The 13242-nt window shown below is 71.3% G+C and carries 13 protein-coding genes; 6 read left to right on the top strand and 7 right to left on the bottom strand.

Annotated elements, in window-relative coordinates:
* Positions 1–164 precede the first annotated feature (164 nt).
* Positions 165–773, top strand: coding sequence for a DNA-binding response regulator (locus tag EDD93_RS07710; RefSeq protein WP_123524447.1), 609 nt, complete (start codon positions 165–167; stop codon positions 771–773).
* A gap of 6 nt (positions 774–779) precedes the next feature.
* Here the strand turns inward: EDD93_RS07710 and EDD93_RS07715 are convergent, their stop codons facing one another.
* A complete protein-coding gene (locus tag EDD93_RS07715; protein WP_123524448.1) occupies positions 780–1481 on the bottom strand; it encodes an NADH oxidase in 702 nt (233 codons plus the stop codon).
* A 200-nt stretch (positions 1482–1681) separates the two neighbouring features.
* On the opposite strand from EDD93_RS07715, the gene EDD93_RS07720 reads away from it, so the two are divergent.
* From EDD93_RS07720 to EDD93_RS07740, 5 genes are all read left to right on the top strand, one after another.
* Positions 1682–3589, top strand: a complete 1908-nt coding sequence (locus EDD93_RS07720; protein WP_398903069.1) for a 2-oxoacid:acceptor oxidoreductase subunit alpha — start codon at positions 1682–1684, stop codon at positions 3587–3589.
* Positions 3582–4661 (top strand): 2-oxoacid:ferredoxin oxidoreductase subunit beta, encoded by a 1080-nt coding sequence (locus EDD93_RS07725; protein WP_185092236.1) that lies wholly within the window; start codon positions 3582–3584, stop codon positions 4659–4661. The genes EDD93_RS07720 and EDD93_RS07725 overlap by 8 nt, the downstream gene beginning before the upstream one ends.
* Positions 4658–4981 (top strand): ferredoxin, encoded by a 324-nt coding sequence (gene fdxA / locus EDD93_RS07730; protein ID WP_123524450.1) that lies wholly within the window; start codon positions 4658–4660, stop codon positions 4979–4981. Before EDD93_RS07725 ends, fdxA begins: the two co-directional genes overlap by 4 nt.
* Positions 4982–5137: 156 nt before the next feature.
* Positions 5138–6205 carry an AfsA-related hotdog domain-containing protein gene (locus tag EDD93_RS07735; protein ID WP_123524451.1) on the top strand — a complete coding sequence of 356 codons (1068 nt, stop codon included), beginning with the start codon at positions 5138–5140 and terminating at the stop codon, positions 6203–6205.
* Positions 6206–6254: 49 nt separating this feature from the next.
* Positions 6255–8903 carry an AfsR/SARP family transcriptional regulator gene (locus EDD93_RS07740; protein WP_123524452.1) on the top strand — a complete coding sequence of 883 codons (2649 nt, stop codon included), beginning with the start codon at positions 6255–6257 and terminating at the stop codon, positions 8901–8903.
* Between the two features lie 71 nt (positions 8904–8974).
* Here the strand turns inward: EDD93_RS07740 and EDD93_RS07745 are convergent, their stop codons facing one another.
* From EDD93_RS07745 to EDD93_RS07770, 6 genes are all read right to left on the bottom strand, one after another.
* Entirely contained in the window at positions 8975–9988 is a 1014-nt protein-coding gene (locus EDD93_RS07745) for an alpha/beta fold hydrolase (protein WP_123524453.1), read from the bottom strand.
* Positions 9985–10167 carry a hypothetical protein gene (locus EDD93_RS07750; RefSeq protein WP_123524454.1) on the bottom strand — a complete coding sequence of 61 codons (183 nt, stop codon included), beginning with the start codon at positions 10165–10167 and terminating at the stop codon, positions 9985–9987. The genes EDD93_RS07745 and EDD93_RS07750 overlap by 4 nt, the downstream gene beginning before the upstream one ends.
* Positions 10164–11237 carry an alpha/beta fold hydrolase gene (locus EDD93_RS07755; protein ID WP_123527638.1) on the bottom strand — a complete coding sequence of 358 codons (1074 nt, stop codon included), beginning with the start codon at positions 11235–11237 and terminating at the stop codon, positions 10164–10166. Before EDD93_RS07755 ends, EDD93_RS07750 begins: the two co-directional genes overlap by 4 nt.
* Before the next feature lie 91 nt (positions 11238–11328).
* Positions 11329–12207 carry a 4'-phosphopantetheinyl transferase superfamily protein gene (locus EDD93_RS07760; protein ID WP_185092237.1) on the bottom strand — a complete coding sequence of 293 codons (879 nt, stop codon included), beginning with the start codon at positions 12205–12207 and terminating at the stop codon, positions 11329–11331.
* A complete protein-coding gene (locus EDD93_RS07765) occupies positions 12164–12988 on the bottom strand; it encodes a 2-oxo acid dehydrogenase subunit E2 (protein WP_260255656.1) in 825 nt (274 codons plus the stop codon). Before EDD93_RS07765 ends, EDD93_RS07760 begins: the two co-directional genes overlap by 44 nt.
* The gene (locus tag EDD93_RS07770; RefSeq protein ID WP_123524455.1) at positions 12985–13233 is read right to left on the bottom strand and encodes an acyl carrier protein; all 249 of its coding nucleotides are present in this window, start codon (positions 13231–13233) and stop codon (positions 12985–12987) included. Before EDD93_RS07770 ends, EDD93_RS07765 begins: the two co-directional genes overlap by 4 nt.
* Positions 13234–13242 lie beyond the last annotated feature (9 nt).

Here is a 13242-nt window from a genome sequence, read left to right on the forward strand (position 1 = left end):
CGCAGGGCCGCGAAACCGTTCGGATCATGGAGTAGGACCCTCCGTATACAGGCGGCCGGCAACGCAGAGCGAGCATGTGAAACTCGCCACGAATCCCGGGGCCGGATGCCGTACGATCGCCCCGCGTGAGGCGCGGGGGAGCGCCGCCGGAGAACGGGGGACGCGTGATTCGTATTCTGCTGGCCGAAGACATGAACATGGTTCGCGGCGCCTTGGTCGCGCTGCTGGATCTCGAGGAAGACTTCGAGGTCGTCTGCGAACTCGAGCGCGGCGACGAGATCGTGGCAGGCGCCCTGAAGCACCGGCCCGACGTCGCCGTCATCGACATCGACCTGCCGGGCATGGACGGCCTGACCGCGGCAGCCGAACTGCGGGAGCGGATGCCGCAGTGCCACACCCTGATCCTGACCAGCCTCGGCCGGCCGGGCACACTGCACCGCGCCATCGGGGCCCAGGTGGCGGGATACCTCCTCAAGGACGCCCCGCCCAGAGAACTCGCCAGCGCAGTAAGACGCGTGGCGGCCGGACACCGGGTCGTCGATCCTCAACTGGCCGTCTCCGCCTGGGGCGTCGGCCCCAATCCGCTGACCCTCCGGGAGACCGAGGTGCTCCGGCTGGCGGCGAAGGGCGCGGAGCCTCCGGAGATCGCGGCCTCGCTCCACCTGTCGACCGGAACCGTACGGAACTACCTGACGACCGTCATCGCGAAGCTGAACGCCCGCAATCGGGTCGACGCCATTCTGATCGCGCAGGAGTCGGGCTGGCTGCTGTGAACGCCTTCACGCACCGGGGTTCCCGCGGCTGCTGAAGGCGCCCGGGTCGCCCTCGGCGGGGGCCGCCGCCCAGTCCTCGTCCTCGTCCCGCACCGGCGCCACCATGCCGGCCGCGGCCAGGTATTCGAGGATGGCCTTCGTCACCTCGGCCGGCAGCGGCAGCGCGGCCGAGGCCGCGTCCGGGGTGATCGGCCACGCGAGCAGGCCGACGACCCACACCGCTTCCGGGCGGTGCAGCTGCACCCGGTGCGGTGAGCCGACGGCCTCCAGGACGAACCCCGCCTTCTCCAGGGTGAGGGAGACCCCTCCGGGCAGCTTCAGTAATCGCCGGTCCGGAACGCCCACGGGCGTGAAGACCGCGTGCCTGGACACCGCGGACACCGAAAGCAGCGGGCCGTTGCGGTCGGTGATCATCCCCAGGGTCCGCACGATGAGGTGGGACAGCGCGCGCAGGGTCGGCAGCACCACGAGGTACGTGCCGCCCGCGCTCTCCGTGCCCTCGGACCGGTCGTCGACGTTCGCCAGGAGGACCGGCCCGAGCTCCATCCGCCGCAGCGCCTCACGGATCAGGGGGCCCGGCCGGCGTATCCGCTCCGTGCCCAGTCGGCCCCGGAGCACGAGATCCTCCCCGGTCTCGTCGGGTTCGACCAGGACGTCCTCGTGCAGCGACCACAGATCGACTGTGTGACGCCCGGTGGGCTGCGCCATGGCGTCCCCTTCCGTCAACTCGAGACTCCCTCGATTCTGACTCTGTGCACGTCCCGTTCACAGCCACGAGGCCACGTGCCTGGCGTGAAGATCTCATACCGGGCGGCCGGAAACCGGGCGCTTTGGCAGGTCACAAGTGCGCATTCCTACGGTGCGACCTGCAGGGCGACAGCCGAGTCCGAGGGAAGGGAGGGCGGCCGGTGGCCGTTCAGACGACTGAGCGTGCGGGAGAACCGCCGCGAAGGCACGCGGTGGGGAAGACGGTCCGCCGTCTGGACCGGGTGATCATCCGTTTCGCGGGTGACTCCGGTGACGGTATGCAGCTCACGGGTGACCGGTTCACCTCGGAGACCGCTTCCTTCGGGAACGACCTCTCCACCCTGCCGAACTTCCCCGCCGAGATCCGCGCCCCCGCAGGCACCCTGCCCGGCGTCTCCTCGTTCCAGCTCCACTTCGCCGACCACGACATCCTCACCCCCGGCGACGCACCCAACGTCCTCGTCGCGATGAACCCGGCCGCACTCAAAGCCAACATCGCCGACGTCCCACGCGGCGCCGAAATCATCGTCAACACCGACGAGTTCACCAAACGCCCGATGGCCAAGGTCGGATACCAGACCAACCCCCTGGAAGACGGCTCACTGGAGGCGTACAACGTCCACCCAGTGCCCCTGACCACCCTCACCATCGAAGCACTCAAAGACTTCGAGCTCCCCCGCAAGGAAGCCGAACGCTCGAAGAACATGTTCGCGCTCGGGCTGCTCTCGTGGATGTACCACCGCCCGACCGAGGGAACCGAGACCTTCCTGCGGACCAAATTCGCGAAGAAACCACAGATCGCCGAAGCGAACGTCGCCGCGTTCCGGGCGGGCTGGAACTTCGGCGAGACCACCGAGGACTTCGCGGTCAGCTACGAGGTCGCCCCTGCCACCCAGGCCTTCCCCACCGGCACCTACCGCAACATCTCCGGGAACCTCGCCCTGTCCTACGGCCTCATCGCCGCAGGCCGCCAGGCCGACCTGCCCATCTACCTGGGCTCCTACCCCATCACCCCGGCCTCCGACATCCTGCACGAACTCTCCAAGCACAAGAACTTCGGCGTACGCACCTTCCAGGCCGAGGACGAGATCGCCGGCATCGGCGCCGCACTCGGCGCCGCCTTCGGCGGAGCACTCGGAGTCACCACCACCTCCGGCCCCGGCGTCGCACTCAAGTCGGAGACCATCGGCTTGGCCGTGTCGCTGGAACTGCCGTTGTTGATCATTGATATCCAGCGGGGTGGTCCCTCGACCGGGCTGCCCACCAAGACCGAGCAGGCCGACCTGCTCCAGGCCATGTACGGGCGCAACGGCGAAGCCCCCGTACCGATCGTCGCCCCGAAGACCCCGGCGGACTGCTTCGACGCCGCACTCGACGCCGCCCGGATCGCCCTGACCTACCGCACCCCGGTCTTCCTGCTCTCCGACGGCTACCTCGCCAACGGCTCCGAGCCCTGGCGCATCCCCGAAACGGACAGCCTCCCCGACCTGCGCGTCCAGTTCGCCCACGCACCCAACCACGAACTGGCCGACGGCACCGAAGTGTTCTGGCCCTACAAACGCGACCCGCAGACCCTGGCCCGCCCCTGGGCCGTCCCCGGCACCCCCGGCCTCGAACACCGCATCGGCGGCATCGAGAAACAGGACGGCACCGGCAACATCTCCTACGACCCCGCCAACCACGACTTCATGGTCCGCACCCGCCAAGCCAAGATCGACGGCATCGAAGTCCCGGACGTGGAGGTCGACGACCCCGCCGAGGCCCGGACGCTGGTCCTGGGCTGGGGCTCCACCTACGGGCCCATCACCGCCGCCGTCCGCCGGCTGCGCGCCGCCGGGCAGCCCATCGCCCAGGCACACCTGCGCCACATCAACCCGTTCCCACGGAACCTCGGCGACGTACTCGAACGCTACGACAAGGTCGTCGTCCCGGAGATGAACCTCGGGCAGCTGGCCACTCTCATCCGGGCCAAGTACCTGGTGGACGCGCACAGTTACAACCAGGTCAACGGCATGCCGTTCAAGGCCGAGCAGCTCGCGACGGCCCTCAAGGAGGCCATCGATGCCTGACACCATGCCCATAATCGGAACCAACGACCTCCTGCGACTCGTGCCGAAGTCCGAGGCCAAGCAGTCGATGAAGGACTTCAAGTCCGACCAGGAAGTGCGCTGGTGCCCCGGCTGCGGCGACTACGCCGTCCTCGCCGCCGTACAGGGCTTCATGCCCGAACTCGGACTCGCCAAAGAGAACATCGTCTTCGTCTCCGGCATCGGCTGCTCCTCCCGCTTCCCGTACTACATGAACACCTACGGGATGCACTCCATCCACGGCCGCGCCCCCTCCATCGCCACCGGACTCGCCACCTCCCGACGCGACCTCAGCGTCTGGGTCGTCACCGGCGACGGCGACGCACTCTCCATCGGCGGCAACCACCTCATCCACGCCCTCCGCCGCAACGTCAACCTCAAAATCCTCCTCTTCAACAACCGCATCTACGGCCTCACCAAAGGCCAGTACTCCCCCACCTCCGAAATCGGCAAAATCACCAAGTCCACCCCCATGGGCTCACTCGACGCCCCCTTCAACCCGCTGTCGCTCGCCATCGGCGCCGAGGCATCCTTCGTCGCCCGCACCGTCGACTCCGACCGCAAACACCTCACCAGCGTCCTGCGCGCCGCCGCCGACCACCCCGGCACCGCACTCGTCGAGATCTACCAGAACTGCAACATCTTCAACGACGGCGCCTTCGAAGTCCTCAAGGACCGCGAACAAGCCCAGGAAGCCGTCATCCGCCTCGAACACGGACAACCGATCCTCTTCGGCACCGACAACACCAAAGGCGTCGCACGCGACACACTCACCGGCGACCTGACCGTCGTCACCGTCACCGAGGACAACAAGCCACAGATCCTCATCCACGACGCACACGCCACCAGCCCCACCACCGCCTTCGCACTCACCCGACTCGCAGACGCCGACACCCTCCACCACACCCCCATCGGAGTACTCCGCAGCGTCGAACGACCGGTCTACGACACCCTCATGGCCGACCAGCTCGACACCGCCGTCGAACTGTGCGGCAAGGGCGACCTCGATGTCCTGCTCACCGGTAACGACACCTGGAAGGTGCGGACTTCATGACCTACGTCATCGCCCAGCCCTGCGTGGACCTCAAGGACAAGGCGTGCATCGACGAGTGCCCCGTCGACTGCATCTACGAGGGCCCGCGCAAGATGTACATCCACCCCGACGAGTGCGTCGACTGCGGGGCCTGCGAGCCCGTCTGCCCGGTCGAGGCCATCTTCTACGAGGACGCGCTGCCCACCGAGTGGGCGGGGTACGCGGTCGCCGACCGGGAGATCTTCGTCCCCCTGGGCTCGCCGGCCGGGGCCGCGTCCCACGGGGTGTTCGCCGAGGACCACCCCACGGTCGTGGTGGAGCCGGTGCGCGAACCAGGCTGACCTGCCACGGGGGCCGGCGGTCCTCCGGCGGGGGTGCGGGCTCCCGTCCTTCTTCCCTGGTTCTTCAGTGGGAAGGTCCACCGTGGAGGGAGTCAATTCAAGCCGTTGCTTTGACGCCACGCCAGAGAGCCGCCAGGACACTCGCAAAGGATCTCCATGGACATCGCTCCCTCACCCTTCGCCGTTCGGCAGACCTTCGGCCCCCGGGCCGACGACGTGGACCAGCACGAGCACCTGCCCGCTCCCTCGCCGTCCGCCTCGTTCCTCGGCCCGCACCATCTCGTCCACTGCCCGGACACTCCGGAGGCGTTCGTGCTCGCCTCCACGGAGCCGGTCCGTCAGCACTTCGCCTTCTCCACCGAACTTCCGCAGGACCACCCGCTGTTCTCCGATGCGACGGCACCCTTCCACGATCTGCTGTACCCGATCGAGTCACTGCGGCAGACGGCGCTCTTCGCCGCCGGGCGGTACTTCCGGGTGCCGGAGAACCGGCGCACGCTCGTCACCACCAGCGCGGCGGTGGTCACCGATGTGGCTCCGTGGCAGCGTTCCCGGACCGGCAGCCAGCTCGGCCTCGACCTCGACCTGACACCGACCGAGGTCGTGAAGGGCGTACCGCGCGGGATGCGGTGCCGTGCGTCGGTGAGCATCGACGGTGCGGAGTGCGGCACGGCCGAGGCACGGCTCCTGTTCCTGATGCCGGGGGTGTACCGCAACCACCGCACGCACGGCCGGCAGGAGAGCGAGCACTCCGCTCAGCGCAACAGCGGACTGCCACCGGGGCACGCCACCCCCGCGCCCTCGCTGGTCGGCCGGGGCTCGGCACGCAACGTCATGATCGGGCTGCCGTTCGACGAGTCGGAGGAAGGGCTGACGTTCCCGGTGGACGTGCCCTCGGCCAGGGAGGTCCTGCCGGACGCGGGACACGAGGTGCCCGCCTCGCTCTTCCTGGAGGCATCCCGCCAGGCGGCGCTGTTCGCCGCCGGTGAGCTCTACGGCTTCGCGCCCTCCCACACCCTGCTGACGAACTGGCGTGCGTCCTTCCGCGGCTTCGCCGAACCGGGGCTGCCGCTGCGCTGCTCCGTACAGCCGCTCGGTGAACAGGCAGGGTCCGAGCTGCGCCGCAATGCCTCCGGGCAGCCCGTCGCGGAGCTGCGGCTGACCTTCGTCCAGGGTTCCCGCGTGGTGTCGACCGTGGCCGCATCCGTCCTGCAGATCTGCTGATCGGCACGTTCCGGCCTCGTGCCGCCGGACGGCCGCTAAGGAGCACACCATGCGATTTCATGTGCTGGGCCCGGTCCGGATGGAACAGAGAACACCGTCCGCCGCCAAGCCCAGAGTCGTACTCGCCACGCTTCTGGTTCAGGGGAACAACGTCGTCTCCACCCACAGCCTGATCGACGAGCTGTGGGGCATGGAGCCGCCGCGCACCGCCGCGACCACACTCCAGGTGTACGTGTCGCAGTTGCGCAAGGCGCTGGCCGACACGGTGGACGACGAGCGGGAGCAGCCGCTCCTGACCAGGCCGCCCGGCTATGTGATCCAGGTGCGCCCGGGAGAGCTGGACCTCGCGGTGTTCGAGTCGCTGCGCACCCGGGGCCGTGCCGCCTACGAACAGCGGGACTTCGAGGCGGCCTCGCGGTGGCTCGGTGAGTCGCTGGACCTGTGGTCGGGGCCCGCGCTGTCCGGGATTCCGCACGGGCCTTCGCTGGAGACGAACGCCATACGGCTCAACGAACTGCGCACGGAGGTGCTGGAGCAGCGGATCGCGGCCGATCTCCTGCTGGGACGCCACCATGAGCTGATCGGCGAACTGATGGCGCTGGCCAACGAGTTCCCGATGCGGGAGACCCTGCAGGCCCATCTGATGGTCGCCCTGTACCGGTCGGGGCGGGAGGCGGAGGCCCTGCGGACCTACCACCGGGCGCGCCGGACGCTGATCAACGAACTGGGGGTCGAGCCCGGCCCCACGCTGACCCGGCTCCTGGACCGGGTACTGGCCGCCGACCCCGGGCTGGCCTGGCACGACACCCCGCTGCGGGCCCCCGGGACGGTCTCGGCGGGCTCCCCGACGCGGCCGGGCCGGGCCGCCCCGTCCCTGCACCGGCTGCCGCCGAGGGCGGCTCACTTCACCGGCCGGGACGAGGAACTGGCCCGGGGACGAAGGTTCCTGGCCGCCGCGGCCCCGGGCGCGGCCCGGGTGCTGGCGGTCTCGGGGAGGCCCGGGGTCGGCAAGTCCTCGCTGGCCGTCCAACTGGCACACTCCGCCGACGGGTTCGCCGACGGGAGGATTCACATCGGGCTGCGCGACGCGGCCGGGGCGGCCGTTCCGCCGGAGACGGCGATGGCGATGCTGCTGCGCCGGCTGCGGGCCGACGAACCGGCTCCGGACGACCCGCTGCCGGCCGGAGCCGAGGAGCTCGGCGAGCTCCTGCACCGGCACACCCAGGGCCGGGACCTGCTGCTCGTCCTCGACGACGCGGTGTCCGAGGCCCAGGTGCGGCCGCTGCTCGCGTCCGTACCGGACAGCATGGTCGTGCTGACCAGCCGCCGGACACTGGCGGCGCTGGACGACGTGCAGCATCTGGTCCTCGATGTGCTCGGCCCCGAGGAGGCCGAGCGGCTCCTGACCGACGCGGGCGGGCCGCGCATGGCGCAGGACCCGGCGGCGGTCGCCGAGCTGGCGCGGCTGTGCGGCCGGCTGCCGCTCGCCCTGCGCGTGACGGCCGGCGGCCTGGCGGTCCGGCCGCACTGGACCGCGGCCGGGCTGGTGAAGCGGCTGGCCGACGAACGGACCCGGCTGTCCGCGCTGACGCTGGGCGATCTGGACGTGCGCAGCGGGCTGCTGGCCGCCTACCGGGACGTCCCGGCCCCCGAGCGGGCGGCGTTCCGGCTGCTCGGTCTCGCCCCGCTGCCGGACTTCCGGCTGTGGACCGCGGCCGCGTTGCTCGGCCTGGATCCGCCCGATGCCGAAGGACGGCTGGAGACGCTCGTGCGGGCGCATCTCCTGGAGGCGCGGGGGCGTTCAGGGACGCAGGCTCCGGTGAGCTACGGATTCCACTCACTGCTGAGGTCGCTGGCCCTGGAGATGCTGGCCGAGGAACCCGCGTCCGTCGTGCCGGCCGCGATGGACCGGCTCGGCCGGGCGTGTGTCGTGCTGGCGCGCCGGGCGGACGCGTTGCTCGCCCCCGGCCGGGACCGGCTCGCGGCGTCCGAGGGGGCCGGTGCCGAGCGGCCGCCGGGGTTCTCGCCGCTGACGTGGTTCCGGGAGGAGTCCGCCGGTCTGCTGGCGGTCGTACGGCAGACGCATGCGGCCGGGCTGTGGGAGCCGACGAGCGCCCTGGCGTCCGCCCTGAGCGGGTACTACGAGGCGTGTGCGCGCTGGGACGACTGGCAGGTCAGCCACGATCTGGCGCTCGACGCGGCGCGGCGCTCCGCAGACGTGGCCGCGGAGGCGTCCCTGGTGCGGTCCCTGGGTGATCTGGCCTGGCAGCGCCGCCGGTACGACCGGGCCATGGGCTGCTACGAGCTCGGCGGCCGGCTGTTCACCCGGCACGGCGACCGGGCCGGAGCGGGCCGTTGCTCCAGCGGCGAGGGCGACGTGCTGTTCGGCCGGGGCCGGGTGGCGGAGGCCGGGGCCCGGTACGCGCGGGCGCTGGGCGCGGGCCGTGCGCAGGGTGACGCGCGGGGCCTGGCGGACGCGCTGCGCGGGCTCGCCTTCGTGGCGCTGCGCGAGGGGCGCCCCGAGGAGGCGCTGCGCCTGCTCGGCGAGTGCGCCGAGGCGGCGAAGGCGGCGGGCGACGAGCGCTGGCACGCCTACGCGCGGCGGACCGGCGCCCTGGTGGCCGAGACGGCCGAGGTGTCGTGGTCCCGGCTGGAAGTGCGCCCAGGGGTCTGGCTGCTGGACCCGTCGGCGGGCTGACGTGCGGGCCCCGGGCGGTGGGCCCGGCACCCCCACCGGGCCCTCGGCCCTCTCCACCGCCCGCCGGAGCCCTACTGGGCGGGCCGCAGCACCCGGACCGAGGGGGTGGCGGGGTTGTCGCTCGGGAGGGAGCCGTCCAGGGCGGGCCGACGGGTGCGGAGCATCCGGCGCCACTGCTCGGCGCTGTAGGCGGCGGGCTGCGTGGTGGCGATGAAGTCGCGTACGACTTCGAGGAAGCGGTCGGGTTCGGAACGGAACGGGAAGTGGCCCGAGTTCTCGAAGATCTCCAGCCGGCTGCCGGGCATCGACACATGGCCCAGGCCCGCGTGGAGTGCGGGGACCACCTGGTCGCGGCCGCCCCACAGGAGCATCGTGGGCATGCCCTGGGCGAGGTAGCAGCGGTCGAGCATCGTGCCGACCTGGCCGCGCCAGTCGACCACCGCGCGCAGGGTGCGGATGAAGGCGTTGCGGGCGTGCGCGTCCGGCAGCGCGTCCACCACCCGGAGCAGGTCGGGGGCGTCGACACCGAGGCCGTTGCCGAGGCGCTGCAGGACCTTGACCGCCATTTCGAACTGCCGGCGCATGGTCGGCAGCCGCAGCCCCTGGAGCAGGAACTGGGCGCCCGGCAGCGAGGCCGCTCGGAGCAGCGGGGTGACCTGCCGGCCGATGCCGCCGGTGCCGACGAGCACGAGCCGCTCGCAGCGCTCGGGGAACTGGTAGGCGAACTGCATGGCCACCGCGCCACCGAGCGAGTGCCCGATGAGGGTGGCCCGTTCGATGCCGAGGACGCCCAGCAGGTCCCGCATGCCGTTGGCGTACGCCGGCAGTGAGTAGTCGGCCCTGGGCTTCTCGGACTCGCCGTGGCCCAGCAGGTCGGGGGCGATGACCCGGTAGTTCCTGGCCAGGTCCGGCATGACGTCGCTCCACGTGTCGGAGGAGGCGCCGATGCCGTGGATGAGCAGTACCGCGTCGCCCTTGCCGGCCATGCGGAACGCCCGCCGGTAGCCGTGCACGGTGCGGTGGCGGAGCCGGATCGGGGAGCCGGTGCGCCCGGGGGCTCTCTTCGGTCCGGCCGCCTCGCTCATGCCTCCTCCGACCGGGCGGAGCGGCGCTCGGACGCGCGGTGGCCGAACCGTTCGTGGACGGCGGGGGCGGAGACCGAACGGGTGTGGGTCAGATCGCTCTCGATCACGCCGAGAGAGGCGAGACTGTGCCAGGGGCGTACGGTCGCGACCGTGCTGTTCGAATAGCGTTTGTCCGTCATGACTGCCTCCTTGACTGGGTGACCGGCCGGGACGGGCCGGGAGCGCGTCGCCGCGTGAGTCGTGCGCGGAGCAGTGATCCGATCAGCCAGCGCCGCATCGCGCCCAGGTGGGCGGGCGAGCCGTGCACATCGTCGAAGACCTTGACCCGTACGTCGGGGGCCGTGCCGAGCAGGAGCCGCTGGTCCGAGGCCGGGATGATCTCGTCCCGGGCGCTGGCCACGTACCGCACCGGAACCCGGACGTCCCGCAGCTGACCGGCGGTGAGGGCGAACTCCGCCAGCGTGGCGCGCAGTTCGTCGCGGCCGGCGGATTCGGTGAGCCGGACCAGGGTGTCCGCGGTGATGCCGGGGACCTTCGGCCACCAGGTCTCGTCGGTGAAGAACTCCGCGACCGGGGCGCCCACGGTCAGGACCCGCCGGATGCGCGGGTCCTCGGCGGCGGCCCGCAGGGCGAGGTGGCCGCTGAAGCTGAGGGTCAGCATGGACGTGTCCGAGGTGTCGGCCCGTCCGGCGAGCCGGTCCATCAGCTCGGTGAGCAGCCGCCAGGAGTCGGGCCGGTAGGCGGTGGTGTTCTCGCCCACGCCGGGGAACTCGGTCACCACCGCGGCGAAGCCCAGGCGCCGCAGCAGCGGCAGCAGCCGTGCCCACTGTTCCTTGACGCTGACGATGCCGCCCATGACGACGAGCAGGGGCCTGGGGCGGGCCGCGTCGAGGCCGGAGGCCCAGCAGGCCACCTCTCCGCCGGGGAGTTTCAGCTCCACGCGTTCGATGTCGCGCTGTCCTTGCCGCCAGGTGTCGAAGGTCTCCACCCCCAGCCGCTGTGCCTCCTGGCGGGCGGGGTCCCCGTGGTGCGGGAACCTGGCCAGTGCGAAGTGACTGCAGGCACTGAGCAGTTCGCCGTCCGCGGCGGCCGCCCGTCCCGCCCCGGTCCATACCGAGGTCCAGGAGGCGGGGTCGCCCTCCGTGTCGTTGGTGATCCGGCCGAGGAGCCGGGTGGTGTGCTGGGGGTCCATGCCCTGACTGCGGGCGTGCAGCCGGGCGAACTCTTTCAGTTCCTCAAGGTGGTTCACGTCCATCACCCTCCCGTCGACATCGACTTTCACCGCTGTTCCTAGCGGCCCGGTTGTGCCCCTGAGTGCGGCTGACGGCGCGTCGGATCGCTCACCACCATTCGTTCTCGGCGCCGGCCTCCGTCTCGTCGTCGCCGAGCGCCTCGGTGAGGGCGTCGACGATTCCGCCGTCCAGCGTGGTGTGCGCCTGGGTGTCCCCGGTGCCCCCGAAGCCGGAGTCGCCGGTGGCGACGCTGATGGTGTACTCGTCGTCGAGATAGAAGGTGCGAAAGGCCCATTCGGTGCCGGTGCCCGGTGTGCCGTCGGGGCGGCGCACCTCCGTGGGCGTGCCGTCCGTCTCGAAGCCGAAATCGGTGAAGCGGAACTGCATGCCGAGGCCGATCGCCTTGCTGTACGCCTCTTTGAGCGTCCAGAGCCGGATCAGTGCGGTATCCCGTTCGGCGGGGTCCATGGCCTCGATCAGCTCGACCTCGCGCGGGGTGCACAGGTGGCGGCCGAGGTTGGGGCCGTACAGCACGCGGTCGGAGCGTTCCGCGTCCACTCCGATGACCGCGCCGGTGGCGAGTCCCACCAGGAGCAGGTTCTCGGTGTGGCTGAGGCTGATCTGCACGCCGTCGTAGCCGCGCAGGTAGGGCCGGCCGGACGGCGTGTAGCCCAGCTCCACCGACTGCGGAGGCACGCGCAGCGCCGCGGCGGCCGCGAACTTGAGCAGCACCCGCGAGGAGGCGAACCTGGTGCGGACTTCCGGGTGGGTCAGGTCCAGGTAGCGGGCCCAGTCCCGGCCCAGCAGGGCCCGCAGCCGGGGCCCGCCGGCCCGTTCCGGGCGCCAGTCGTCCAGCCGTGCGTACAGCACCGCGCAGGCGTGTTCCGCCAGGTCGGCCCGGACCCTGTTCCAGTCTCCGTCGGGTCCGGAGATCAGGATCGGTTCACCGAACGTCCGGCTCGGGGGCTGCTTCCCTGGAGCCGTCATCGAAGTCCTCCATGGTCTGGTGCAGGGCGCTCAGGACATCGGCCGCGGTGGCTCCGTCGATCACTCGGTGGTCGAAGGTGAGGCCGAGCCGCATCATGGGCGCCGGCACGACCTCGCCGTCGCGGACCACCGCGCGCTCCACGATCCTTCCGGCGCAGAGGGTGACGGCCGTGCCGCCGGCGGAGTGGAACCCGTCGACGGTCCGGTGGCCGAGCGAGCTGACCGACACCGTGCCGAGGATCCCGGGCCGCTTCGCCGGGTCGCGCAGGGCGGCCGCGAAGGCGAGGCGGCCGAGCGGCGCGGGGATGCGGCTCAGCATCCGTACCCCCTTGAACTCCGGGAGGCCTGCGGCCTCCTCGCCCCGGTAGCGCTCGACCCGCTCCTGGATCTCGGCCAGTGACGCCTTCTCCAGGTTGGGGACGAGCGCCGAGAGGACGCTGCGTTCGCCGTCCACCGGCCGGTCCAGGGCCAGCTTGCCCGTGACCGTGCCGAACCGCATGAGGCGCGGGCGGCGCAGGATTCCGGGCCAGCCGGGGGCCATCACCGCGTTGGCCTCGGGGTGCTGGGCGAGGACGCGCCCCGCGGTGTGCAGCAGATAGCTCACCACCGAGTAGCGCGCTCCGCGTTCCCGGGCGGCGGCGCGGTGTTCCTGGATCCGGGTCATGTCGATGTCGGTGTCCAGGTGCACCGGGCGCTGGCCCGCCGCCCATTCCAGGAAGTACAGGGTGTGGCGGCGCCGGCGCACCGTGCCGGGGCCGGCGCCGCCGGAGGCGCCGCTCACGCCGGTACCGCCAGCTCGTAGATCTCCTTCAGGCTGCGTGCCTCGAGCACCCGGCCGACCGGGATCGACGAGCCGAGTGCCTGCTCGACGGCGGTGACCAGCTTGAGCAGGTAGAGCGAGTCCCAGTCCGGCAGCTCGTCGAAGTCCGCGCCGATCTGCTCGTCGGTCAGCGGCAGGCCGAGCTCGTCCCGGACCGTACTGATGAAGTCGTCGATGCTGTATCCGACGGGGGTGGCGCTGCTCATGTCTCCTCC

This window comes from Streptomyces sp. 840.1, assembly GCF_003751445.1.
Taxonomy (GTDB): Bacteria; Actinomycetota; Actinomycetes; order Streptomycetales; family Streptomycetaceae; genus Streptomyces.

What these genes read in the sequence shown, in the direction of transcription:
- EDD93_RS07735 (WP_123524451.1), top strand. Translation starts at nt 5,138, where the DNA reads ATGGACATCGCTCCCTCACCCTTCGCCGTTCGGCAGACCTTCGGCCCC.
- EDD93_RS07770 (WP_123524455.1), bottom strand. Translation starts at nt 13,233, where the DNA reads ATGAGCAGCGCCACCCCCGTCGGATACAGCATCGACGACTTCATCAGT.
- EDD93_RS07760 (WP_185092237.1), bottom strand. Translation starts at nt 12,207, where the DNA reads ATGACGGCTCCAGGGAAGCAGCCCCCGAGCCGGACGTTCGGTGAACCG.
- EDD93_RS07750 (WP_123524454.1), bottom strand. Translation starts at nt 10,167, where the DNA reads ATGACGGACAAACGCTATTCGAACAGCACGGTCGCGACCGTACGCCCC.
- EDD93_RS07715 (WP_123524448.1), bottom strand. Translation starts at nt 1,481, where the DNA reads ATGGCGCAGCCCACCGGGCGTCACACAGTCGATCTGTGGTCGCTGCAC.
- EDD93_RS07745 (WP_123524453.1), bottom strand. Translation starts at nt 9,988, where the DNA reads ATGAGCGAGGCGGCCGGACCGAAGAGAGCCCCCGGGCGCACCGGCTCC.
- EDD93_RS07740 (WP_123524452.1), top strand. Translation starts at nt 6,255, where the DNA reads ATGCGATTTCATGTGCTGGGCCCGGTCCGGATGGAACAGAGAACACCG.
- EDD93_RS07725 (WP_185092236.1), top strand. Translation starts at nt 3,582, where the DNA reads ATGCCTGACACCATGCCCATAATCGGAACCAACGACCTCCTGCGACTC.
- fdxA (WP_123524450.1), top strand. Translation starts at nt 4,658, where the DNA reads ATGACCTACGTCATCGCCCAGCCCTGCGTGGACCTCAAGGACAAGGCG.